Below are 22,803 nucleotides of genomic sequence, written 5' to 3' on the forward strand. Positions count from 1 at the left end.
TCTATTCTGAACTCAAGGCAACCGCCGGCTGTAGCTTGGAGGCGTTTCTGGCCGGCAGATAACCAAAGACCAGACCCGTGAGAAACGAACAGGCAAAGGCCAGCGCAACTGGCCCAACGGTGAAGCTGATGGGCGCGCCCATCAGCTTTGCCAGAACTCCTGTGCCAAGGCCCGCTACAACGCCAATGGCTCCGCCTACCGCCGAAACGACCAGCGCCTCTATGATGAACTGCAGCAGAATATCGCGCTGTCGCGCGCCCGTAGCCATACGCACCCCAATCTCGCGCGTCCGCTCACTGACGCTGACGAGCATGATGTTCATCACGCCAATTCCGCCTACCAGAAGCGAAATGGCCGCCACGGCGCCAAGAAACAATTTCAGCGTATTCGAAGTCTCTGTCACAGCCTCACGAATTGAAGCCATATTGGTAATTTGCGTGTCCTGCTTTTTGTGCCGCTCATCCAGCAATTGCTGGATAGTCGTTTGCGTGGCATCTATAAGCGACCCATCTTTAACCTGCACAGTGATAGAGCGCACATTCCGTTGGCCGAATAGCCGCGTGCTACCCGTCGTCAGCGGCACGATAATCGTATCATCCTGATCATTTCCGCCCGGCCCTGCTCCCATTTCACTCATGACACCAATGATCTGGAAAGGGATTTTGCTGACGAGGACATATTTTCCAAGCGGGCTTTCACCGTCCGGAAAGAGCGTCTTGGCGACCGTTTGGCCAAGTACGGCCACCGGCGCATAATTGGTCATATCCTGTTGATTGATGAACTCCCCCGCTCCGACTTTCCATGATTTGGCATCGGTAAATTGCGGAACTGTCCCATTGGCTGACGTCTGATAATCAACATTCCCATAACGAACAGTCACTGTACTGGTCATTTCAGGAACGGCGAATGACACATTTGGAACGTCCAGAATTGCATCGGCATCGGCCGGAACCAGCGTTACAATGCTGCCGCCCTGCCCCCCGCGAAAATTCGCCATGTTCGGTCGCACAACCAGCAGGTTTGAACCCATTGATGAAATGCGGTCCAGAACCGAGTTTTGGGCCCCCGTGCCAATCGCCAGCATTGCCACCACTGAGCCGACTCCGATCACAATGCCCAGCAGGGTGAGAATTGTGCGAAACAGATTTGCGCGCAAAGCGCGAACCGCCATCTTGATTGCTTCGGATACGTCTGCGATCGCGGCAACCCCATCAACCGCCTTCTGCTTCAAACCAAAAGCCGCTTCAGGATTGCTGCGTCCTTTTTTGGTACGATCAGAGACGACGTGTCCGTCACGCAGTTCGATTAAACGATCCGCCTGCTCGGCCACTTCTCGCGAATGGGTAATAACAATAATCGTGTGGCCGCTCTCGTTCATTTTTCGCAACAGCGCCATGACTTCTTCACCACTTTGGCTATCCAAAGCGCCGGTTGGCTCATCTGCCAGAATGATCCTCCCGCCATTCATCAAAGCCCGTGCAATCGAAACGCGCTGCTGCTGTCCACCGGACAGTTGGTTCGGCCTGTGATCCAACCGATCACCCAGGTTGAGTGTGTTCAGCAGCGCTTCCGCCCTATCGTGCCGGTCTTGTGCCGAAGCACCGGCATAGACTGCGGGCACCTCAACGTTTTCTTGCGCACTGGCAGTGGGAATCAAATTATAGCTTTGGAAAACGAAGCCAAAGGTTCGTCGCCGCAATCCGGCCAGTTCATCTGGCTCAAACCCTGAAACACTCTCTCCATCCAGCTGATAACTGCCACTGGTCGGCTGATCCAAACAGCCCAGAATATTCATCAGCGTTGATTTGCCCGACCCGGACTGCCCGATAATGGCAACGAACTCACCCGCCTCTATATCGAGTGAGATGCCATGCAGAACCTCGACTGAAAGGTCGCCATTATAGTAGGTTTTGCTGATATCCTTGAGCGATATGAGCGCTGTCATATCTAGAACATCCGTGGCATGCGTTGGCCGCGCTGCGAGCGATTGCCGGAACCGTTTGCGGCATTGGTGGAATCGCTTGCCTGACCGACAACAACAAGATCGCCTTCCTTCAGGCCGCTCTTGATCTCCACATTCACGCGATTGCGAATGCCAACTTCAACATCGCGTGTGGATGTTTTTCCGGAGGCATCAACGACGCTGACCTCGAACTGGCGTTTGTCATCCGCAGCCGCGCTGGAACCTTTTTTCGCGCGAATTGCCGAGCTCGGAACCACCAGCACATCTTTCGCCGCTGATTGCAGGAAGAAGACCTGTGCGCTCATTGAAATCATAAGGTCGCCATCAATATTGGGCACGTCGAATAGCGCATAGTAAAGCACGACGTTGTTTTCAATGTCAGGCGTAGGCTGTATCTGGCGAAGCTTGCCGGTATATCGTTTGCCCGGTTGCCCGAGCAGTGTGAAATACGCGTCCATTCCCAGCTTGAGTTTGCTGACATCAGCTTCTGAGACCTGTGCCTTGACCGTCATCGTAGAAAGATCGGCGATTGTCACAATAGTCGGCGCTGTCTGGCTGGCGTTCAGCGTCTGCCCCTCCTTGACCGGCACGGCTGCGATGGTTCCAGCCATTGGCGCATAAATCTTCGTATAGCCGAGATCGACCTGATCGCCGTCCAGGGTCGCCTGTTGCTTTCGGATTTGCGCTTCAAGCGCATTCACATCAGCCTCCGCCGTCGCCAGATCGGCAACAGCCTGATCGAGCGTCGATTGCGAGACTGAGCGGGTTGCCACCAAGTTACGCTGCCGTTCGATATTTGCCTGTTTCAGCACAAGCTGAGCCTTTTTTGACACGAGTTGCGCTTGTAGGTTGGCAAGCTCCGCCTGATCGATCTCAATCCGGTTTTGAATGGTTGCCGGATCGATCTCACCAATCAGTTCATTCTGGGTTACCTTGTCACCGATTTCGACATGCAGAGCTTTCAACTGACCAGAAACCTGCGCACCAGCATCGACTGACTTAATCGAATCCAGCGTGCCAACAGCAGTGACTGCGTTCTCGATGTCGGCTCTCACAACGGGTTGGGTGATCACAGCGGTTGTTGATGTGGAAGCACTGTAAGACGTCCATGCATAGTAACCGGCGCCTGTTGCAAGGATAGCGACAGGCAACCACAGCCAAAGACGCGAGCGCTTTTTCTTGCGTCCTGGAGGAACCGCGCCTGGGATAAACGTTACGTTCGAGTCTTCCAGCGTTGGCTTCTCATGACCGGTCACCTTGGCAATTTTAGTCATCGACCCATTCCACCTTCTTCGCAGATGAAGCACTCCACCTCGATTGATACTATCAAGAAATGGACAGGAGTGGTTCGTTCGAAAAGCTTTGAGATCATTATATTTTTGTAATGATCAAGAGCACCTATTATGAAGTGCTCAGATGAATGATGGCTGAATTACTTATTTGTAATGTTTTTACTCGAAATCTCGCGTCTAAACGCGGTGATACGGGTGACCTGAAAGTATTGTTGTGGCCCGATAAAGTTGTTCGGCGACAAGAATACGGACGATTTGGTGCGGCCAAGTCATGGCACCAAGCGCGAGAACGAGGTCCGCACGCTCCCTCAACGCAGCATCATGACCATCCGGCCCGCCAATCGCCAGCAGCAGCTGCCGTTTCCCCTCATCGCGAAATTTCGCGATGCTGAACGCAAATACCTCAGACGCCATGGTTTTTCCGCGTTCGTCGAGAAGCACCAACACACCACCAGCATCAAGAGCTTTCAATAACTGAGCAGACTCTTCCTGTTTTCGCAGGTCTGCCTGCTGCGCACGGCTTTCCACTATTTCCGTCACAGACGAAAATTCGAGGCCCAATGAAGCGCCTGTCTTTTTGAACCGGTCGAGATAGCGGTCCGCCAGCTCACGTTCCGGACCGGACTTCATGCGGCCCACGGCAAACACACTGATACGCATGATACTCCAGTCCGGCAGACCTAAAACTGCTCAACCGGACCTTTCGCCGGCTAAAAAAACACCAGAGCTATTCGGCGCTAGTGTACGGTTTCACCGTCAAGTTCCGGAGCCTGCCACATCTTTTCGATGTTGTAGAACTCCCGCACTTCGGGGCGGAAAATATGGATGATGATATCGCCCGTGTCGATCAGCACCCAATCACCGCTGGTAAGACCTTCAACCTTGGCATTATTGCCATATCCGTTCTCTTTCAGAGTCCGAAGGAGCTGATCCGCAACCGCCGTGACATGGCGATGCGATCGTCCGGACGCGATGACCATATGGTCAGCGATGACAGATTTGCCGCGAAGGTCGATGGGGACAATTTGTTCAGCCTTGGAGTCATCGAGACTATCAAGCACTGATTTGAGGGCACGAGCGACGGTATTGATACCGCTGATCTCTGCCGTTGAAGGAGCCAAAGCTTCCTTCTTTTGAATTGCTGTTCTCAGTGTAATTCCTTTCCCTTTAAGAACAACGCGCCGCAGCTACTAAACTCACTGCACACGTATAAGATAGGCAGAGTCGCATGGCAGTTTCAAGACGTCATCTTGATCTAACCCGCAACAGGTTCTTTTAGCCGCCTGTTTTCATATTCCCGTTGCGTATTTCAGTGGATGAAAGCAATGACCTTGGCCCATGAATGAACGTCCACGCCGGCGCTTGAGCTCGCGCGAGAATGGGCGCATCATCCTCGTCGATACGGGCGTAATCAAATGTCTTGGCCATGCGCGACGACAGAAATGCGAGCGTTGATCCGGGGCGATCAATAACGGCAATCGGAAATGTCGTGGCAATTTGCTGCCATCGCTGCCAATGATGAAAGTCCGCCAGACTATCCGCACCCATTATCCATACGAAATGCACGCCGGGATTCCGCAGTTTTATCAAAGCCAGCGTATCCGCCGTGTAACGAATGTGGTGAGCCGCTTCAAATGCCGTGACCTTCACCCGGGGATCATGAATCAACGCTTCACATTTTTCCAGGCGATCGGAGAGCGGCGCTAGTTCCCGCTTGTCCTTCAGGGGATTTCCCGGCGTGACAATCCACCAGAGCTGATCGAGTTTGAGCCTGCGCATCGCGATTTCTGCGACAAGCGCGTGACCCGCATGCGGGGGATTGAACGATCCACCGAACAAGCCGACAGCCATACCCTTTTCAACAAATGGCATACGCAGATGCGCATCGCTAATGCCGGGGATACTCGCCGGTGTAAATATCACGGACGTATCTGACCCGTGCCGCGGACGAGATATTTGAATGAAGTCAGTTGTTCAACTCCAACAGGACCCCGCGCATGCATCTTGCCGGTGGCGATACCGATTTCTGCACCCATGCCGAACTCACCGCCATCGGCAAATTGCGTCGATGCATTGTGCAACAGAATCGCTGAGTCGATTTCATTGAAGAACCGCTCCACGACACTTTCATCTTCGGCGATGACCGCCTCCGTGTGATGCGATGAATAGCGATTTATATGATCCAGCGCGCCCTCAATACCATCGACCAGTTTCACGGAAATGATCGCATCCAGATATTCAGTTGACCAATCCGCTTCCGTCGCAACTTTCGCTTTGCCGTAAAGCTTGGTCACCTGCTCGTCTCCGCGAATTTCGCAGCCCGCTTCAACAAGATCATTCAATAGCGGCGTGAGATAAGTCGGTGCAATAAGCCGGTCGACCAGAAGCGTCTCCGCGGATCCGCAAACGCCTGTCCGGCGCATTTTAGCATTCACAACAATCTTGCGCGCCAGATTAAGGTCGGCCGATCCATCAATATAGACGTGGCAGAGCCCCTCCAGATGCGCAAAAACCGGAACACGTGCCTCTGCCTGCACTCTTGCAACAAGGCTCTTTCCGCCACGTGGGATGATTACGTCGAGATTGCCATCAAGCCCTTTGAGCATCTCTCCAACGGCGCTACGATCGGTTGTCGATACGAGTTGGATTGCGTCGCGCGGCAAACCCGCCAACTCCAACCCCTCTGAAAGGGCCGCATGGATCGCCCGTGAGGAATGCACTGAATCCGAGCCGCCACGCAAAATTACGGCATTGCCGGACTTTAGACACAGCGCTCCAGCATCCGCTGTAACATTCGGTCTGCTTTCATAGATGACGCCGATAACGCCGAGCGGAGTACGGACACGCTCAATATGCAAACCATTCGGGCGGTCCCACTCTGCAATAACCTGACCGACAGGATCAGCCAAGTCGGCAATGACACGGATACTGTCGGCGATACCACTGATCCGTTTGTCATCAAGCTTGAGCCGGTCAAGCAGCGCAGGCGTCATTCCCGCAGCTGCGCCATTGGTCATATCCTGCTCGTTGGCTTGAAGAATTTCCGCTTTGCGGCGTTCGATGCAATCCGCCATTGCCAAGAGCGCAGCCGTTTTGACTTCCGGCGATGCTATAGCCAATGGACGCGCGGCCGCTCGTGCCTTGCGGCCTGTCTCTGCCATCAATTCAACTATGGCTTCAGCCTCTGGAGTGTTTGCACCTGTACGTGTCAACATGTTCTACTCCTTCGCAACAGCAAGCTGTTTTGCTGCGCGCACCACCAGATCATCGCGGTGTATCATCGCTGAGCGGGCATCATAACCCAATATTTCCGCAATCTCGCTCGTCTTGCGGCCAGCAATTTTTACGGCATCTGCCGCATCATAGGCAATCAGCCCCCGTGCCGCCTCTTTGCCATCGGGCCCCACGACGGCAACAGTATCACCGCGCATGAATTGTCCGTAAACCTCGCGAACCCCTGCCGACAACAGCGATTTGCCTGATTTCAATGCCACCAGAGCCCCATCGTCGATCACCAGTCGGCCTGATGGTTCCAGATTGCCGGAAATCCATGTTTTCCAGGCATTTACCGGTGATGTGCTTGCCCGGAATAAAGTCGAGCGTTCGCCACCGTCAATGGCCGCAAGCGGGTTCAACCGCGTGCCCGAAGCGATGATCATCGCCGTGCCCGCAGCATTTGCAATCTTGCCCGCATCAAGCTTGGTTTTCATGCCGCCACGCGAATATTCAGAAGCTGCGGCTCCCGCCATGGCTTCGATATCGGGCGTAATCGCCTCAACCATTGGTATGAATTGCGCGTCAGGGTTCTGATGCGGCGGAGCCGTATAGAGCCCATCAATATCCGAAAGCAGGATCAGCAAATCTGCGCTCATCATCGTTGCAACACGCGCCGCAAGCCGGTCATTGTCGCCATAACGGATTTCCGTTGTGGCAACCGTGTCATTCTCATTGATCACAGGCACGGCCTTCAATCGTAACAATGTGCTGAGAGTCGCACGTGCATTAAGATAGCGGCGCCGCTCTTCCGTATCAGCTAGCGTAAGAAGGATTTGCCCTGCCCGTAAACTGTGACCACTCAGGACCTCGGCATAGGCCTTGGCAAGTTCGATCTGTCCGGCTGCTGCGGCGGCTTGACTTTCTTCCAGCCGCAACGCGCCTTTTGGCAAACCCAGCACATTCCGCCCAAGAGCGATGGCACCCGATGAGACGATCATCACTTCCACGCCTGAAGCGGCAAGCGCGGCAACATCCGCGCCCAGGCTTTCCAGCCACTGCCTCTTCAATCCGCTGGTCCGGTCGACAAGCAATGCCGAACCGATTTTCACAACAATACGCCGATAGTTCCGCAGCGTTGGCGAAGCGCCCGCTGCGCCATGCTCATTATCACTGCGGTGTTGTGTGGATTTCACAGACATTGCGATACTCAATATTTGTAGCGGTTATCGACCTCTACAGGCGCTTCTGATTTTCGCGATTCAAGAATAATCGCTGACAATGCCCGCAAGACTTGCTCGACGCCCTCGCGGCTGACTGAAGACAAGAGCATCGGCTCAACACCGGATGCTTTCTTCAGCGCGGCAATCTTCTTTTTGCGTGCTGCGGCGTCCAATGTATCGATTTGGCTCAAGGCAACAATTTCCAGCTTTTCCGCCAGTCCTCCGCCATAGGCTTTCAATTCATTGCGCACAGTCTTGTAGGCCTCGGCAACATTTTCTTCCTGAGCTGAGACCAGGTGCAAAAGGACACGTGTCCTCTCCACGTGACCAAGGAACCTGTCGCCGATCCCTACGCCTTCATGAGCGCCTTCGATCAAACCGGGAATATCGGCAATAACAAACTCGCGAGCGTCAACACGCGCGACCCCCAAATTGGGATGAAGCGTCGTAAATGGATAGTCAGCGATCTTGGGCTTGGCAGCCGTGACACTGGCAAGAAATGTCGACTTACCGGCATTGGGCTTTCCAAGAAGTCCGGCATCCGCAATCAATTTCAGACGAAGCCAAAGATTACGCTCCTCACCCTCTAGACCGGGATTGGCACGTCGTGGAGCCTGATTGGTCGAGGTTTTGAAATGCGCATTGCCAAAGCCGCCATTACCGCCCTTGGCCAGACGATAGCGCTGCCCCACCACCGTGAAATCGACGATCAGCGTTTCATTATCATTTTCGAAAATTTGCGTGCCGACCGGCACTTTCAAAACGACATCCGCGCCCTTGCCGCCGGTCATGTCCCGGCCCATGCCGTGCATGCCTGTCTTGGCCTTGAAATGCTGCTGATAGCGATAGTCGATCAATGTATTCAAGCCATCGACGGCTTCGGCCCATACATCGCCACCGCGACCGCCATCCCCGCCATCAGGGCCACCAAATTCCAGGAATTTTTCACGGCGAAAAGATACCGAACCGGCACCACCGTCGCCGGAGCGGATATAGACTTTCGCCTGATCGAGAAACTTCATGGAAATTCAGTCCTTTTGTGTCGCTTGCAGGCAATACAGCAATTCCAGCGAGAATAAAACTGGCCAGTTCCCGTCAGTTTGAGCATTCGGGAACCAGCGCGTTGAGTTTTTATTGTCAGCGCTGGAGGTCGAAAATACCTCCAGCACCATCTTACTTCATCCAGGGCGTTAGGAAGTCCAACTCCGAAGACCAATCCAGGTACGTCTGTCGAGCATATAGCGCTCCACTGGAACATTGCCCGCATTGATGGAATCCATCATACCCGTATTCGTATACTGGAATCCGCTCTTATAGAGCACCCGGCGCGATGCAATGTTCGACACACGGCACGAAGCGTAAAGCTTTTCGACCTGCGTTGCGCGGAACACCAGATCCACCAGCGCATGAGCAGCTTCGGTCGCATACCCCTTGCCCCAATGCGGCTCACCAAGCCAGTAGCCTATTTCCAGTTCATCCTTGCCGGCGCCACGTCGATAATTGATTCCGCAACAACCAACGAAGGTTCCATTTTGAGCAAGGGTAATGGCATAGACGCATTTGCCAATCTCGCCCGCATTGGCGCGGCGCACGAAATCAACCGCATGGGCTTTCGTGTAGGGGTGCGGCATGCGTGACAGCATTTCTGCCACGCGCAGATTATCGGCAAGATTGGCAATTGCGTCCACGTCCTCAATATGAGGCGCCCGCAAGATAAGGCGGTCCGTAACGAGAACCGGACAGTCTATCAGATCCAGCCGTTCATCTTCTTCTTCAAGTATATCAGCAACCATTTTTCATTCCTCCAGATACGAAAAGGGAGACGGGTAGTGCCCCATCTCCCTTTGATCTTTTGGCGGTTGCCATTTTTTCACCGGGTCCGATGGGACGCCGGTGCTTCAAGCATGACCGGCTATTCTGCTGCTTCGGCGATCGGGGTGACGATCGACACGAAGCTACGGCCGTTGGCTTTGGTACGGAAAGAAACTGTGCCTGCTTCAAGCGCAAACAGAGTGTGGTCCTTACCAAGACCAACATTGACACCGGGGTGCCATTTGGTGCCGCGTTGACGAACGAGAATGTTGCCAGCAAGCACGCGCTCGCCGCCGAACTTCTTTACGCCAAGGCGCTTTGATTCTGAATCACGACCGTTGCGTGACGAACCACCAGCTTTTTTGTGTGCCATGGGATTGCTCCTTTAAACCTGTTCTTATTCGCCCGAAGCGGGCTTCTCAGCCTTGGCAGCAGCCTTCTTGGGCGCAGCTTTGGCCTTTGGGGCGGCTTTGGTCTCTGTCGCGTCAGCAGCAGCAACTTCAGCCTTTGCAGGCTTCTTGTTGGCCGGCTTTTCAGCGGCAGTCTTCGAAGGCTTGGCACCACCGGTAAGAATCTCAGCGATACGGATCGTTGTCAATTCCTGACGATGACCGCGTGTACGCTTCGAATTCTGGCGACGGCGCTTCTTGAAGGCAATAACCTTGCGTGCGCGGCCCTGTTCAACGACTTCGGCTGTGACCAGCGCGCCGCTGACTACAGGAGCGCCGATTGTTGCGTCAGCACCGACGCCAACCATCAGAACTTCTGCGAACTGTACGATATCGCCGGCATTGCCGGAAACTTTTTCGACCTTGAGTAGGTCATTGGCGGCAACGCGATACTGCTTACCACCGGTCTTGATGACTGCGAACATTTTGTGCCCTTTCGGCGTTCGGTTCGGTTTTCTGCCAGTTTCCCGGCAATAACCGTCTTTTTGTCAGTCGTGACAGATTGATCGAAAGGCACTTTTATCCATAAGAACGAAGGCACCCGAATTCAAAAACAAACGGCGCGGAGAATCCCCCACGCCAGTCGTTGCGCGCTTATAAGATCAGGAGCGAGGCGGAGTCAAGAAATTTAACGCAAAATTGCTCTTGTATCTGCGCGCTTTGCCCGCTATCTAGCGCGTCGCACGCTCAAGCCAAGCCCTTTGGGGCATCGCAGCACTAAAAATACGGGTCTTTACGTGGATCCTATATGCGGAGAGGTGGCTGAGTGGTTGAAAGCACCGCACTCGAAATGCGGCATGGGGGCAACTCCATCGGGGGTTCAAATCCCTCCCTCTCCGCCATTTACATTGCGCTAGCCGGCGCGTTCAGAGAACTCGCTTATCACTTGCTTGAGACGTAATCGGATCGGTCAATCCCGTGACGCTGCAGCTTGTCGTAGAAAGTTTTGCGCGGGATACCGAGCGTCTGGATCGTGGAGCGCACATCCCCGCCATTGGCTGCCAATGCTTGCTGGATAAGCCGCGCCTCATATCGTTCCATGGCTTGCGGCAAACTCGAACCGTCGCTTTCAATATCTGATTTTGTTGTTTCAATGCCATCAAGACCAAGTGCAGCACGTTCGGCAAAATGCACCAGCTCGCGCACATTTCCGGGCCAGTCATGCTGCATGAGATAGGAGCGCTGCGCGGCTGTGATCTCTGGCACATCTGTTTTGAATCTTGCCGAAGCGCGATGCAGAAAATGGGTAAACAGAAGCATGATATCATCGCGCCGCTCACGCAGCGGAGGAATTGAAACAGTCACGACATTGAGCCTGTAGAACAAATCCTCGCGAAAATTGACGCGCTGGTCGGCGCTCCCAAGGTCAACCTTGGCCGCGGCCACCACGCGCAAATCGACGGGCCGGTGTTCGTTGGTGCCAAGCGGTGTAATTTCCCGGCTTTCCAAAACGCGTAGAAGTTTTACCTGCGTTGAAAGAGGCATGCTCTCAATCTCATCGAGAAACAAGGTTCCGCCACTAGAGTGCTCGATGCGGCCAACACGCTTCTTTTGAGCCCCTGTGAAAGCTCCGGCTTCGTGGCCAAACAATTCGCTTTCTATGACTGTTTCCGGCAAAGCCCCGCAGTTCAGCGCAACGAAGTTCCCCTGTTTGCGCCTGCTCCATTCATGCAAAAGTCCGGCAACAACCTCTTTCCCCGTCCCTGTTTCACCGGCGATCAATACGTCGACATCGGCACCTGCCACATGGCGCAGGGTCTTTCGAAGGTTTTGCATAACGGGCGTTTGACCGATCAGCGGCAGTGATTCATTGGTGTTTTCCACCGCCAAACGCAATTCGCGGTTCTCCATGACGAGCCGGCGCTTCTCCAATGCTCGCATTATGCTTTGCACAAGGCGATCGGCTGGATAGGGCTTGGCGATAAAATCATAGGCGCCCTTATGGATGGCCTCGACGGCCATATCGATATCACCATGTCCGGTTATAAGGATGACGGGCAGATCAGAATCCATTTCACGCAAACGGCGAAACAGCTCAAGCCCGTCAATGTGAGGCATCCTCACATCGGTCACGACGACACCCGGAAAGTCCGGCGTCAGGAATCGCAAAGCGAGCATTGCATTGGGAAAGGGCTGCACGTTGAAGCCTGCCAGTTCAAGCGTCTGGCAATTTGCAGCACGCAGGTCGTCATCATCTTCGACAAAGGCAATATGATTTGAATCCATGGTCAGACCACCTTTTTCAGATGCACGGTGAACTCGGTCCCGGCAGAGCTGCTTTCAACCTCGATGCGCCCCCCATACTCCGCGACAATGTCATGGCAGATCACCAGCCCAAGCCCCAGGCCCCGATCCTTGGACGTGTTGAAGGGTGTAAACAGCATCTGCATGATTGAATCGGGTATTCCAGGACCATTATCAGCAACAATCAATCGCAGTTCATCTTGGTCAACGGAACAGCGCACGCTGATCTTGCTGGCGGGTCCACCTTCCGTCGCTTCAAGCGCATTTTGCATGAGATTGATCAGAACTTGTTCGAGGCGGATGCGGTTGCCATAGACCTTCACTTCGGGAGGGGGCATTTCAGTCAGGATTTGTCCGGCACGCTGGCGAAATCTGCTTCCGAGAAGCAGCATTGCACCTTCGATGATATCACTGACACTGACAGGCCCAGAATCTCCCGTGCCTTTGCGGGAAAAGGTCCTGAGTTCGTCGGTGATGCTTCCGATGCGTTCCGTCAGCCCGGCAATAGTCTTCAAATTGTCTTTGGCGGAATCGACCTGATTGCGCCCCAAAAACGTTGCCGCATTATCAGCATAGGATCGAATGGCCGCCACAGGCTGGTTAATCTCATGCGCCACCCCTGCAGTCACCTGACCGAGAATTGCCAGGCGGTTCGCCTGCACAAGCTCCAATTGGACGGACTGGAGTTTTGTTTCCGTCTTTTGACGTTCTTCCGCCTGCATGACCAGCTCGGCATGCGCCGCACTCAAATCCGCAGTGCGGGCAGCAACACGGCGCTCAAGTTCAACCCTCGCCACTTCCTGTTCGTGCGCCCGGCGCAATGCCAGTCCGCGCCGGCGAAGAATAAAAGCAGTGAGACCCAGCAAGGGAGCAAGAAAGAGCAGTGTAATCAACTGAGCGGTACGGACAGACTCGGTCACCGTTGGTGCGGCAGGCGTCAATGATTGCAATTTCCAACTCGTGGTCGGAACCGAGGTTTGAACCCGTACGAATTCTCTTCGGGACGGGGCGCCCGGCAACCTGGCTTGAACAATATCCGGCTGCACCGTTGGCATGGGCGGAGAAATATCCAGCGGCTCCAATGGCGCGCCGCCAAATTGCAGGCTCTCGCGAAGCGGCCCCATTCGCTCGGCGGGGATGACACTTTCTGTCATAAAACGCCAGTCGGGAAAGCTTGTAACCAGCACGATACCGCGTTGATCAACCACCAAGGTCGGATCGCTGTTGCGGCGCCAGTCCGCTTCGATTTCATCAAACTCCAGTTTGACAACAATGACGCCTAGTGGTCCAGCCGGGCTATCAATTCGCTTTGAAATATAAAGTCCCGGCCGCTTGCTGACAGTGCCAAGGGCGTAATGTTCTGCGCTGCCATTTCTGATGGCGCGTGTGTAATAGGGCCGAAAACTGTAATTGGTTCCGACGAAACTGATCGGCTCGTTCCAGTTGCTCGCAGCGATTGCCAGTCCATTTGCATCAAGCAGGTAAATTACAGCAGATCCGGTGCCACCGATAAGGCTTTCAAATTTATGATTGAGACGTTGGAGCTGGCTCTCGCTGCGAGTGGAAAGCGCACTCATAACATCCCTGTCTTGGGACAGGACAAAAGGAACCGCTCTTTGCTTTTCGAGCACGGTGCGCAGGAGAACTGCATTTAATTCAGCTGTGCTTTTCGCACGGTCCATCACGATCTGATACCCGCGTTCGCGGCCAATATTGCCCGCCACGAAAAGCGCCGCAAAAATTATGATTACAGCAAAGGTGGCTAGAACAGCCTTGCTGGCCCAACCAGATCGCGCTGTCGGGGTGAGGATTTCAGAGGCCTTTTGTGGATGATCATCCATGAACATAGGTGTGCATATATCCGCACAAAATACAATGAATCTGTGCGGCATACCACACAATTTGAGGCGGAGTCGAAGCTTATGAATAAAAAAATGCATTAATTTCAAAGAGTTATAGAATTACAAATAATTGGCACGCCATTTGCATTCCATGGCTGCAGACGGCCGGTCCGTCTGTAATTGAGCCTGGGAGGCTAGCAGGTTGGTCCTGTCAGACGAGGCTCGCATCATGGAGGAAGTCATGAGTCCGGTGACACTAACCACGGCCAATGCTGGCCTGCAGCCATCAAAAAAGGCTCCGATCTATAGCCATTTATATTTTCAGGTACTTGTCGCAATCGCCATCGGCATCGCGCTTGGGCATTATTATCCTGACCTTGGAACCAGTATGAAACCGCTTGGCGATGCTTTCATCAAGCTGGTAAAAATGATCATCGCCCCTGTCATTTTTCTGACCGTATCCACCGGCATTGCCGGTATGAGCGATCTTAAGAAAGTCGGCCGCGTTGCTGGCAAGGCCATGATCTACTTTCTGACGTTTTCGACGCTTGCCTTGATCGTCGGACTGGTCGTTGCCAATGTTGTTCAACCCGGTGCAGGCATGAACATTGATCCTGCCTCGCTTGATCCAAAAGCGGTTGCAACCTACACGCAGCAGGCGCATGAGCAGAGCATCATTGGATTCCTGAACAATATCATTCCGACCACGATCGTCGGCGCTTTCGCATCCGGCGATATTCTGCAGGTGCTTTTCTTCTCGGTGCTGTTTGGTCTTTCGCTCGCCATGGTCGGTGAGAAAGCCGAGCCGGTCACCAACTTTCTTTTGACGCTTTCGGCACCGATCTTCAAACTCGTTGCCATCTTGATGAAGGCAGCCCCCATTGGCGCATTCGGAGCAATGGCGTTCACCATCGGGAAATATGGCATCGGGTCTGTCGCCAATTTGATCATGTTGATCGGCACATTCTATTTGACATCACTCCTGTTCGTGCTTGTCATTCTCGGCGCGGTTGCCTGGTATAATGGTTTTTCCATTTTGGCTCTGATCCGCTACATCAAGGAAGAGCTCTTGCTGGTGCTTGGTACCAGCTCTTCGGAAGCAGCGCTGCCAACCCTTATGGCCAAGATGGAAAAGGCGGGTTGCAAGAAGTCTGTGGTCGGCCTCGTTATCCCGACCGGTTATTCTTTCAATCTGGACGGCACAAACATTTATATGACCCTGGCCGCCCTGTTCATTGCTCAAGCAACAAACATCCATTTGAGCATGTCGGATCAAATTCTGCTTTTGCTCGTCGCCATGCTGAGTTCCAAAGGCGCTGCCGGTATCACCGGTGCCGGCTTTATTACCCTTGCGGCGACGCTTTCTGTTGTGCCGGCGGTTCCCGTTGCGGGCATGGCGCTAATCCTGGGTATTGATCGCTTCATGTCAGAATGCCGTGCCTTGACCAACCTTGTTGGCAATGCTGTTGCAACGATTGTCGTAGCGCGTTGGGAAGGCGAGCTCGACAAAGACAAACTGGCCCAGGCGCTTAACGGCGAACTGGCCGAAGAAGAAGCACTGGTCTTGGCAAACTGATTATTCAGTTTGATCTCTTGTCCATGTAATAAAAGTCCTGCGGTGTGCCATTTCCTTTGGTGTCGCCGCAGGCGCTGGGAGGCATCATGAAAACACTTCTTTATGCACTTACATTGGTTGCAAGTGTTCATAGCGGCGTTGCAATCGCTGCAGAACAACCACCGAGGGACGAATTCTTCTGGTTGGGCATGATCAACAAGGCGACGATCATTATCAATTCCGACGAAGGATTGCTCGACAAAGACCTCACGCCAAAGATCGCCGCCGGGCTGAAGAAGGTCCTTGCAGATGGGGCTCAACCTGGAGCAAAGCGGCCCTCAACCGTAATATCATTTGAGCCTTTGCTCATTGAAGCAGCAGGCCCGGAGGTCACGTTAATCCATGCCGGGCGTTCGAGCCAGGATATGCATTCGACCTACAGGGCCGCCATCATGCGGGATGATCTACTAAGACTTGCACATCAGCTGGATAAAACAACAAGCGCCCTCGTTGATCTTGCAGAGCGCCACGTCGATACGATCGTACCCAACTATACCAACGGCGTCGCGGCGCAACCCAATAGTTTCGGACACTACCTGCTTGGCCATGCAGCAGGTCTGGATCGAGATGCTCAGCGTATCAGGGAAGCCTATGCCCGTGTTGACAGAAGCCCGATGGGAACCACCGTACTGAACGGCACAAGCTGGCCACTCAATCGAACTCGAATGGCGGATTATCTCGGCTTCAGTGGCGTCGTTGACAATGCATATGACGCCTCACAAATATCCCCGGTAGATGAACCGGTCGAAGTTGGAGCGATCGTTACAAGTATCGCACTCCATACCGGACAGTTCATTGAAGATATCATGACGCAATATGCGCAGCCCCGCCCGTGGATATTGCTGCAAACAGGGGGAGGCAACACATATGTGTCCAGCGCGATGCCCCAGAAGCGCAATCCTGGAATTCTCAATTCCACAAGGCAAGCTGCTTCCACCGCAGTGACATTGGCTATGGGACCCATTATCCAAGCGCACAACATTACGCCCGGCATGCCGGATGCAAAAGACGAGGATGCCAACACAGAAATTGTCGAAAGCGCGATCAAAGCGCTGGAAGGCTGGGAAAAAATACTCGGCGCGCTCGTGATCGACCCGAACCGTTCCCTTGAAGAGCTGAACAGCGACTGGACTGCTTCGCAAGAACTCGCGGATGTTTTGATGCGCAAATATAAACTGCCTTTCCGCGTCGGGCATCACTTTGCGTCCGAGATCGTGGATTTTGCCAAATCACAAAATATCAAGCCACTCGACTTCCCCTATGCCGATGCGCAGCGAATCTACAAGGAAGCTGTCAAGGGATCGAGCTTTTCAGACCAGCTCCCTATGAACGAGGAAGAGTTTCGAGCAACGCTCGACCCAGTCGCAATCGTTAGGAATCGAGCCACTAGCGGCGGGCCGCAGCCCAAGGAAATGGCGCGGATGATCAAAACGGCCAAAGAAAAAATCGCCTCGCAAGAAGCTTGGGTCGCAGACAGACGGCGCGTCGTAACCACAGCGCTTAAACGGCTGGATGAGGATTTCGACAAGCTTTCCACAAGCCCAAATTAACAGCATTGGCTGACAGATAGAGCCCGGCGAGTTTGGAATGCTCGCCCGGCTGCAAACGGGCTATTCATCATCATTGATACTAAGATTTTCCAGATCTTTCTGGCCAGCAGCGAGAGCTTGGTCTTCGGTATCGTGCGGCCCCATCAAGGCACCTGTCTCACCATCGATAACGACGACATAATACCATTTGCCGTCGCTTTTCTTGTCGGTGTGCACATAGCATCTCTGTTCGCTTGTCATGCAGCATTTTCATGTATTGCAAGGCCAAAAGCAAATTGTATAGCGCCTTGGGACGGGCGCACCTTGTCAATAAACGGAGCGGTCTCCATAAATGCCGCTTGGATCGTACATCTGGAACATTTCCAGCTCCACCGCGCTGAAAAACGCCCCAACTTCTTCATCCTGCTCGTCTTCGGAAAGGCCGATCCGAGCCAGATGTTCGAACAGGCCATCAGCGACCTTGTTTCGATAGGCTTCAGCTTGGCGACCGTTTTTTTCCTTCAGCGTGGCCGCAACTTCGCGAACCGTAGCTAGTCTCTTCGTCATCGGAAAAGGGATTATCTGGCAATTCGTAGCAGGGTTAACTTTTTGCATGCTCGCTTATTCCCGGACGGCATTTGCCGCGTTTGCATTGATTCGTGAGCAAGAATACGAGCAAGGTTCCTAACAATTTGTTCAGCATAAATTTTCAGCAAAAAATTCAATGTTTTCAAACGTTACGTAACATTTAACCACACTTTATTGGGCAACAGATTTGTGCGTAACACCTCCTGAATCTTGCCCGTTACGGCATGCAGGCCTATCACAGGTGGGGTAAGTGATTCGTTTGTTAACGGCGTAGACATTCATACATGGCACTGAGCAACGCAGAACGACAGAGACGGCACCGCGAACGGCAGAAGCAAAAACTGGCCGCCGTAGCTCCCGATATCGCCATGCAGTATGAAAATGTGGGAGCCGATCTGCGAGAAAAACTTTATGCTCTGATCGATAAAGAGAATGCTGCACGGCAGCGCGCAGCCGCAGGAAAACCGATCGAGCTTACAGATTTCCGGCGCGTTATACTCGACATCGCCCTCAATGAAAATCAGTCGTCGATAGTCGACGAAGCGCGAATGATCCTTTTGAAAGCACTTTCAATGGGAGAGAGTTCGGAAAGAGAAATCATTGAGGCCCGGCGTCTGAAGTCTGCAAAGGCAGTTATCAAGCCTGAGACGCGGGTGTCGCCAGAAAGCCGCCTGCCCAAGGAACCAATAACCCCGCTTCCTCATTATCTGCGTGTGCCCAATTTCGGCTGATGGCCTCGTAAGTTCAACGCCTTGAAAAGCTCCTTCATTTCGCAACGCATTTGAGGACGACTGTCATGAACCATCCCGCTTTATCCCCGTCCAGTGTTGCCGTAATTACTGGAGGGGCCTCGGGTATCGGTCTGGCGGCGGCAAAGCGTTTTGCCGGTTTAGGAATGAAGGTTGCCATTGCCGATCTGGGCGGAGAGAGGTTGGAGCAGGCGTGTCGGGAAGTTGCAGGTTTGCAGCCAGCTCCTCCGGATGCCGTCATCGCAGTTGCTACAGACGTGACACGGCCCGACGATCTGCGGAATTTGAAACAGATTGTCGATGAGAAATTCGGCCAGACCGACATTTTAATGAACAATGCCGGCATCCAACCTGGAAGCAGCGTCTTCGACGGCAGCAATTGGGATCGCATCATTGCAACCAATTTGATGGCCGTGGTTCACGGCTGTCAGATATTCGGCCCGTCAATGATCAAGCGTCAGACACCGGGTTTGATTATCAACACGGGATCGAAACAAGGCATAACCACTCCACCGGGTGACCCCGCCTATAACGTTTCCAAATCAGGGGTAAAGACCTTTACGGAGGCGTTGCAACACGAGTTACGTAACACGAAAGACTGTCACGTAACCGCCCATCTGTTCATTCCGGGCTTTGTTTATACGGCCCTTACAAAGGGCGACCGTGTTGAGAAACCCGCTGGCGCGTGGACACCGGAACAGACAGTTGATTTCATGCTGGAGAGCGTGGCGGCTGGCGACTTTTACATTCTGTGCCCTGATAATGACGTTACTCGCGCTTTGGATGAGAAGCGAATTCTCTGGGCAGCAAATGATATTATCCAAAACCGTCCGCCGCTTTCGCGGTGGCATCCGGATTTTGAATCCCGGTTTGCCAATTTTCTCAAACAAAATGCCTGAGAAATCAGTCCGGCGTGTGGGCTGAATAAATCCACACTACCGACTTGAAGAGGGCGGTAAACCCGCTTTATGTTGACGCAAACTTTTTAACCGCATGGGTATATTATGAATTCATCTCAAAAGATCCCTTCCATCGACCCAGTCAAACTCGATCGGCTGGGCGAGGTTGCCGTGAAAATCGGTTTGCAATTGCAGCCGGGACAGGACCTTTTGATCACAGCACCGCTTGCCGCTCTTCCTCTTGTTCGCCGCATCACTGAGCATGCCTATAAGGCAGGCGCGGGATTGGTCACGACCTTTTACAATGACGAAGAAACAACGCTGATGCGTTATCGCAACGCGCCAGAGGATAGTTTCGACCATTCTGCGGGCTGGCTTTACGAAGGGATGGCAAAAGCGTTTTCTGCCAATACGGCGCGCCTCGCCATTTCTGGCGATAATCCCATGTTGTTATCGGCAGAAGATCCCGAGAAAGTCGCGCGGGCGAACAGGGCGCAATCGAAAGCCTATCAACCAGCGCTGGAAAAAATCACTGGCTTCGACGTTAACTGGAACATCGTCTCCTATCCAAACCCCTCTTGGGCTAAGCAGGTTTTTCCCGATCAGGACCCCGATGCAGCTGTCATAATGCTTGCCGATGCCATTTTCTCTGCTTCCCGTGTGGATATTGATGATCCGGTCAGCGCCTGGCGCGACCACAATGCCGCATTGCTCAAGCGCAGGGAGTGGCTGAACGGCCTGAACTTTGCTTCCCTGAACTTCAAAGGCCCCGGCACAGATCTGACCGTAGGGCTGGCCGATGAACATGAATGGCAAGGTGGCGCTTCAAGGGCCAAGAATGGCATCACCTGCAATCCGAATATTCCGACCGAAGAAGTATTCACCACCCCGCATGCTCTTCGGGTTGACGGTCACGTATCCAGCACCAAACCATTGTCATATCAGGGTACTTTGATCGAAAATATTCAGGTTCGCTTTGAAGCTGGAAAGATCGTCGAAGCCAAGGCGACACGCGGCGAGGAAGTATTCAATAAAATTCTCGGTACGGATGAAGGTGCCCGCCGCCTCGGTGAAGTGGCGCTTGTCCCGCATTCTTCGCCGATTTCTGCTTCAGGGCTGCTGTTCTTCAACACGCTGTTCGATGAAAATGCTGCAAGCCATATAGCACTCGGTCAATGCTACTCGAAATGCTTCATCAATGGCGGAACGTTGAGTCCGGAGGAGATAGCATCAAAGGGCGGAAATAAGAGCCTTATTCATATCGACTGGATGATTGGATCTGGAGAAATCGATGTGGATGGCATCCATAAGGATGGCTCGACTGTTCCCGTTATGCGCAATGGCGAGTGGGCATAGTTAAACCACGCAATTCAATCGCCACCGCGAAGGCGGTGGCGATCTATTTGATCTCAAATACTATTAGGCAACGAGACGCCCGGCAGTCTCGGTCTGGGCATAGGCCTTGCCGAAACGGTTAGCCAGAAATGCATCAAGTGCGATGTCTTCCTGTTTGATGAAGCCCTGCTGTGGCAGGTCACCCTTCGCAAGCATGTCCACAACAGCGCAAATGGCCGATGCTGTGGTGATCTGGATACCGCTATAAAGCTGCGATCCGATATGGCCGCTATAGACCTTGTTTGCATAGGTTTCCTGCAACAGACGACCCTTCTTGCGGCCGCTGACCGTTACGAAGATCACAACCACGTCCTGCGTGGTTGATGGCAAGGCGTTTTCAAGAATGTCCTTGAAAACATCCCGGCGATCGCGCAGTCCGAGATCGTTCAGCAACGCCTTCATGATGGCGGCATGGCCGGGATAGCGGATCGTACGATAATTGAGCGTACGCACCTTGCCCAAGAGACTCTCGCACAATGTGCCAAGTCCGCCCGATGTGTTGAATGCCTCGTAGGTTACGCCATCGAGCGAAAATTCTTCGCGCTCTTCAAGCGGTGGAACTTCGGTCAGTTCACCGTCGACAATCGCTTCACATGGCTCGCAATATTCATTGATCACGCCATCCGTCGACCAGGTAAGATTATAGTTGAGCGCGTTGGATGGATATTGCGGCAGCGCGCCAACGCGCATGCGAACGCTTTCTAGCGTATCGAAGCGCTTGGCCAGATCATTGGCAACGATGGAGATAAACCCGGGCGCGAGACCACATTGCGGAATGAACGCAGTCTTTGCTGTTGTCGCCAATTGCTTGACAATGCGCGTGCTGGCAACGTCTTCCGTCAGATCGAGATAGTGGACGCCGGATTTGGCAGCGGCTTCAGCGATGCGTGTGGTCAGATGGAACGGTGCCGCGCTCAGAACAGCGAACTTGCCGTCCAGCACTTTTTCAAGCACGCCCGCTTCAGCAATTTCAATACAGCTGGTAGCCACATGCGCTGAAACTTCAAGTGCATCCAATTGTGTCTGCGCGCGATCAACGACAGTTACGTGATATTCCCCTGTCTCGCTCAGCAAATTGGCAATCGTTCCTCCGATTTTGCCTGCCCCTACAACGACGATCTCTTTCATGTGATTCCCCTGAATATGCATAAACCTTTCGGAATTTTCTCATATTGCTCGGCGAAATGCAGTGTATATACTGACGATATAACTCTTAAGTTTAACTAATATGCCGAGTGGATTTGTCATTATGCTGACCCAAGCTGATCATGCCCTGCTTTCCCTGCTCCGGGAAAACGCCCGGGCCTCCACAGCCGACCTTGCGCGTAAGCTCGGGCTGTCACGCACCACAGTGCAAAGCCGCATCGAACGGCTCGAAAATCGGGGAATGATCCGCGGATACAGCGTCCAGCTATCGCCGGAATATCAGCAGAATTTGGTCAAGGCGCATGTGCTGGTCACTGCCTTGCCCAAATTTGCTGTACGGGTCGAAGCTTCGTTGCGCAAAATACCATGGGTCAGAACCCTGCATTCGGTTAGCGGGCAGTTCGATATGATTGTTATTGTTGAGGCCCCATCAATCCAGGAACTGGACAGGTTGCTCGACGAAATCGGCGCATTGGAAGGCGTCGAAAGAACGATGTCGTCAATCATCCTTTCCACACGCATAGAACGCTGATCAGACCTATTTCTCAGACTTTGCCAGTGCAACCCTGTCGACCGCGGCAATCATGCACACTTCGAGATCACCCAAACCATCCTTGATCTCGGCTTCGGTGATACCCGCAGCCTCGGCATCGGCAGCACAACGTTCCGCGAGACGCTGAGGGCGACGATCGTGATGCTCCATATCAACTGGCTTATTGGTATCGATATTAGCTTCAATCCAGTTATTAACGAAATCAATAGCTCGCTGACTCATTTTGTGCTCCTGGAATTATTGCCCGTCGATCCAGTAAAACAATTAGATAGCGATAAGGTTGCGCATTAAA

The 22,803-nt window shown here is 53.3% G+C and carries 23 protein-coding genes and 1 tRNA gene; 7 read left to right on the forward strand and 17 right to left on the reverse strand.

Annotated elements, in window-relative coordinates:
• Position 1 precedes the first annotated feature (1 nt).
• The 11 genes from AC6CHM_RS13495 to rplU form a co-directional block, all read right to left on the reverse strand.
• Positions 2–1,945 (reverse strand): MacB family efflux pump subunit, encoded by a 1,944-nt coding sequence (locus AC6CHM_RS13495; RefSeq protein ID WP_115054302.1) that lies wholly within the window; start codon positions 1,943–1,945, stop codon positions 2–4.
• A 2-nt stretch (positions 1,946–1,947) separates the two neighbouring features.
• Complete coding sequence (macA, locus tag AC6CHM_RS13500; RefSeq protein WP_307281025.1) at positions 1,948–3,237, reverse strand: macrolide transporter subunit MacA; 1,290 nt, start codon at positions 3,235–3,237, stop codon at positions 1,948–1,950.
• A 195-nt stretch (positions 3,238–3,432) separates the two neighbouring features.
• Positions 3,433–3,915: a 23S rRNA (pseudouridine(1915)-N(3))-methyltransferase RlmH gene (gene rlmH, locus AC6CHM_RS13505; protein WP_498173500.1), complete on the reverse strand. Its 483-nt coding sequence runs from the start codon at positions 3,913–3,915 to the stop codon at positions 3,433–3,435.
• Positions 3,916–3,992: 77 nt separating this feature from the next.
• On the reverse strand, positions 3,993–4,376 hold the full coding sequence (gene rsfS / locus AC6CHM_RS13510) for a ribosome silencing factor (RefSeq protein WP_115054305.1): 384 nt from the start codon (positions 4,374–4,376) through the stop codon (positions 3,993–3,995).
• Between the two features lie 154 nt (positions 4,377–4,530).
• A complete protein-coding gene (locus AC6CHM_RS13515; RefSeq protein WP_115054766.1) occupies positions 4,531–5,127 on the reverse strand; it encodes a nicotinate-nucleotide adenylyltransferase in 597 nt (198 codons plus the stop codon).
• A gap of 47 nt (positions 5,128–5,174) precedes the next feature.
• Positions 5,175–6,470: a glutamate-5-semialdehyde dehydrogenase gene (locus AC6CHM_RS13520; RefSeq protein ID WP_115054306.1), complete on the reverse strand. Its 1,296-nt coding sequence runs from the start codon at positions 6,468–6,470 to the stop codon at positions 5,175–5,177.
• A 3-nt stretch (positions 6,471–6,473) separates the two neighbouring features.
• Complete coding sequence (gene proB, locus AC6CHM_RS13525) at positions 6,474–7,670, reverse strand: glutamate 5-kinase (RefSeq protein ID WP_307281033.1); 1,197 nt, start codon at positions 7,668–7,670, stop codon at positions 6,474–6,476.
• An 8-nt stretch (positions 7,671–7,678) separates the two neighbouring features.
• Positions 7,679–8,713, reverse strand: a complete 1,035-nt coding sequence (gene obgE, locus AC6CHM_RS13530) for a GTPase ObgE (protein WP_115054307.1) — start codon at positions 8,711–8,713, stop codon at positions 7,679–7,681.
• A gap of 168 nt (positions 8,714–8,881) precedes the next feature.
• Positions 8,882–9,484, reverse strand: coding sequence for a GNAT family N-acetyltransferase (locus AC6CHM_RS13535; protein WP_115054308.1), 603 nt, complete (start codon positions 9,482–9,484; stop codon positions 8,882–8,884).
• Between the two features lie 119 nt (positions 9,485–9,603).
• On the reverse strand, positions 9,604–9,876 hold the full coding sequence (rpmA, locus tag AC6CHM_RS13540; RefSeq protein WP_115054309.1) for a 50S ribosomal protein L27: 273 nt from the start codon (positions 9,874–9,876) through the stop codon (positions 9,604–9,606).
• Between the two features lie 24 nt (positions 9,877–9,900).
• Positions 9,901–10,377, reverse strand: a complete 477-nt coding sequence (rplU, locus tag AC6CHM_RS13545; protein ID WP_008121909.1) for a 50S ribosomal protein L21 — start codon at positions 10,375–10,377, stop codon at positions 9,901–9,903.
• 327 nt (positions 10,378–10,704) lie between these two features.
• Here rplU and AC6CHM_RS13550 point away from each other — a divergent pair.
• Positions 10,705–10,794: transfer RNA gene (locus AC6CHM_RS13550), tRNA-Ser, on the forward strand.
• Positions 10,795–10,834: 40 nt separating this feature from the next.
• Here the strand turns inward: AC6CHM_RS13550 and AC6CHM_RS13555 are convergent.
• Positions 10,835–12,178 (reverse strand): sigma-54-dependent transcriptional regulator, encoded by a 1,344-nt coding sequence (locus AC6CHM_RS13555; RefSeq protein WP_440808404.1) that lies wholly within the window; start codon positions 12,176–12,178, stop codon positions 10,835–10,837.
• A 2-nt stretch (positions 12,179–12,180) separates the two neighbouring features.
• Entirely contained in the window at positions 12,181–14,037 is a 1,857-nt protein-coding gene (locus tag AC6CHM_RS13560) for a sensor histidine kinase (protein WP_498173502.1), read from the reverse strand.
• 241 nt (positions 14,038–14,278) lie between these two features.
• Between AC6CHM_RS13560 and AC6CHM_RS13565 the strand changes: the two genes are divergently transcribed.
• Positions 14,279–15,613, forward strand: a complete 1,335-nt coding sequence (locus tag AC6CHM_RS13565; RefSeq protein WP_115054311.1) for a dicarboxylate/amino acid:cation symporter — start codon at positions 14,279–14,281, stop codon at positions 15,611–15,613.
• Positions 15,614–15,699: 86 nt separating this feature from the next.
• Positions 15,700–17,202 (forward strand): argininosuccinate lyase, encoded by a 1,503-nt coding sequence (locus AC6CHM_RS13570; protein ID WP_498173504.1) that lies wholly within the window; start codon positions 15,700–15,702, stop codon positions 17,200–17,202.
• Positions 17,203–17,262: 60 nt separating this feature from the next.
• Here AC6CHM_RS13570 and AC6CHM_RS13575 read toward each other — a convergent pair whose 3' ends face one another.
• Together AC6CHM_RS13575 and AC6CHM_RS13580 are read right to left on the reverse strand one after the other, a co-directional pair.
• Entirely contained in the window at positions 17,263–17,442 is a 180-nt protein-coding gene (locus AC6CHM_RS13575; protein ID WP_115054313.1) for a hypothetical protein, read from the reverse strand.
• 66 nt (positions 17,443–17,508) lie between these two features.
• The gene (locus AC6CHM_RS13580) at positions 17,509–17,796 is read right to left on the reverse strand and encodes a DUF6074 family protein (RefSeq protein ID WP_115054314.1); all 288 of its coding nucleotides are present in this window, start codon (positions 17,794–17,796) and stop codon (positions 17,509–17,511) included.
• 257 nt (positions 17,797–18,053) lie between these two features.
• Between AC6CHM_RS13580 and AC6CHM_RS13585 the strand changes: the two genes are divergently transcribed.
• From AC6CHM_RS13585 to AC6CHM_RS13595, 3 genes are all read left to right on the forward strand, one after another.
• The gene (locus tag AC6CHM_RS13585; protein WP_440808394.1) at positions 18,054–18,500 is read left to right on the forward strand and encodes a hypothetical protein; all 447 of its coding nucleotides are present in this window, start codon (positions 18,054–18,056) and stop codon (positions 18,498–18,500) included.
• Between the two features lie 65 nt (positions 18,501–18,565).
• Positions 18,566–19,417: an SDR family NAD(P)-dependent oxidoreductase gene (locus tag AC6CHM_RS13590; RefSeq protein WP_498173507.1), complete on the forward strand. Its 852-nt coding sequence runs from the start codon at positions 18,566–18,568 to the stop codon at positions 19,415–19,417.
• Positions 19,418–19,522: 105 nt separating this feature from the next.
• Positions 19,523–20,773, forward strand: coding sequence for an aminopeptidase (locus AC6CHM_RS13595; protein ID WP_337354236.1), 1,251 nt, complete (start codon positions 19,523–19,525; stop codon positions 20,771–20,773).
• A 63-nt stretch (positions 20,774–20,836) separates the two neighbouring features.
• Here the strand turns inward: AC6CHM_RS13595 and AC6CHM_RS13600 are convergent, their stop codons facing one another.
• Positions 20,837–21,940: a saccharopine dehydrogenase family protein gene (locus AC6CHM_RS13600; protein ID WP_115054769.1), complete on the reverse strand. Its 1,104-nt coding sequence runs from the start codon at positions 21,938–21,940 to the stop codon at positions 20,837–20,839.
• Positions 21,941–22,061: 121 nt separating this feature from the next.
• On the opposite strand from AC6CHM_RS13600, the gene AC6CHM_RS13605 reads away from it, so the two are divergent.
• A complete protein-coding gene (locus AC6CHM_RS13605) occupies positions 22,062–22,490 on the forward strand; it encodes an Lrp/AsnC family transcriptional regulator (protein ID WP_115054318.1) in 429 nt (142 codons plus the stop codon).
• Between the two features lie 6 nt (positions 22,491–22,496).
• Here AC6CHM_RS13605 and AC6CHM_RS13610 read toward each other — a convergent pair whose 3' ends face one another.
• On the reverse strand, positions 22,497–22,733 hold the full coding sequence (locus AC6CHM_RS13610; protein WP_115054319.1) for a DUF768 domain-containing protein: 237 nt from the start codon (positions 22,731–22,733) through the stop codon (positions 22,497–22,499).
• Positions 22,734–22,803 lie beyond the last annotated feature (70 nt).

The organism is Phyllobacterium sp. GQ127, assembly GCF_059758635.1.

Coding starts and splice junctions, on each gene's coding strand:
- AC6CHM_RS13535 (WP_115054308.1), bottom strand. CDS start 9,484: ATGGTTGCTGATATACTTGAAGAAGAAGATGAACGGCTGGATCTGATA.
- AC6CHM_RS13590 (WP_498173507.1), top strand. CDS start 18,566: ATGAACCATCCCGCTTTATCCCCGTCCAGTGTTGCCGTAATTACTGGA.
- AC6CHM_RS13495 (WP_115054302.1), bottom strand. CDS start 1,945: ATGACAGCGCTCATATCGCTCAAGGATATCAGCAAAACCTACTATAAT.
- AC6CHM_RS13555 (WP_440808404.1), bottom strand. CDS start 12,178: ATGGATTCAAATCATATTGCCTTTGTCGAAGATGATGACGACCTGCGT.
- AC6CHM_RS13580 (WP_115054314.1), bottom strand. CDS start 17,796: ATGCAAAAAGTTAACCCTGCTACGAATTGCCAGATAATCCCTTTTCCG.
- AC6CHM_RS13575 (WP_115054313.1), bottom strand. CDS start 17,442: ATGACAAGCGAACAGAGATGCTATGTGCACACCGACAAGAAAAGCGAC.
- AC6CHM_RS13515 (WP_115054766.1), bottom strand. CDS start 5,127: ATGCCATTTGTTGAAAAGGGTATGGCTGTCGGCTTGTTCGGTGGATCG.
- AC6CHM_RS13605 (WP_115054318.1), top strand. CDS start 22,062: ATGCTGACCCAAGCTGATCATGCCCTGCTTTCCCTGCTCCGGGAAAAC.
- rplU (WP_008121909.1), bottom strand. CDS start 10,377: ATGTTCGCAGTCATCAAGACCGGTGGTAAGCAGTATCGCGTTGCCGCC.
- rpmA (WP_115054309.1), bottom strand. CDS start 9,876: ATGGCACACAAAAAAGCTGGTGGTTCGTCACGCAACGGTCGTGATTCA.
- AC6CHM_RS13600 (WP_115054769.1), bottom strand. CDS start 21,940: ATGAAAGAGATCGTCGTTGTAGGGGCAGGCAAAATCGGAGGAACGATT.
- AC6CHM_RS13610 (WP_115054319.1), bottom strand. CDS start 22,733: ATGAGTCAGCGAGCTATTGATTTCGTTAATAACTGGATTGAAGCTAAT.
- AC6CHM_RS13585 (WP_440808394.1), top strand. CDS start 18,054: ATGGCACTGAGCAACGCAGAACGACAGAGACGGCACCGCGAACGGCAG.
- AC6CHM_RS13570 (WP_498173504.1), top strand. CDS start 15,700: ATGAAAACACTTCTTTATGCACTTACATTGGTTGCAAGTGTTCATAGC.
- AC6CHM_RS13520 (WP_115054306.1), bottom strand. CDS start 6,470: ATGTTGACACGTACAGGTGCAAACACTCCAGAGGCTGAAGCCATAGTT.
- macA (WP_307281025.1), bottom strand. CDS start 3,237: ATGACTAAAATTGCCAAGGTGACCGGTCATGAGAAGCCAACGCTGGAA.
- proB (WP_307281033.1), bottom strand. CDS start 7,670: ATGTCTGTGAAATCCACACAACACCGCAGTGATAATGAGCATGGCGCA.
- AC6CHM_RS13565 (WP_115054311.1), top strand. CDS start 14,279: ATGAGTCCGGTGACACTAACCACGGCCAATGCTGGCCTGCAGCCATCA.
- obgE (WP_115054307.1), bottom strand. CDS start 8,713: ATGAAGTTTCTCGATCAGGCGAAAGTCTATATCCGCTCCGGCGACGGT.
- AC6CHM_RS13560 (WP_498173502.1), bottom strand. CDS start 14,037: ATGGATGATCATCCACAAAAGGCCTCTGAAATCCTCACCCCGACAGCG.
- rlmH (WP_498173500.1), bottom strand. CDS start 3,915: ATGCGTATCAGTGTGTTTGCCGTGGGCCGCATGAAGTCCGGTCCGGAA.
- AC6CHM_RS13595 (WP_337354236.1), top strand. CDS start 19,523: ATGAATTCATCTCAAAAGATCCCTTCCATCGACCCAGTCAAACTCGAT.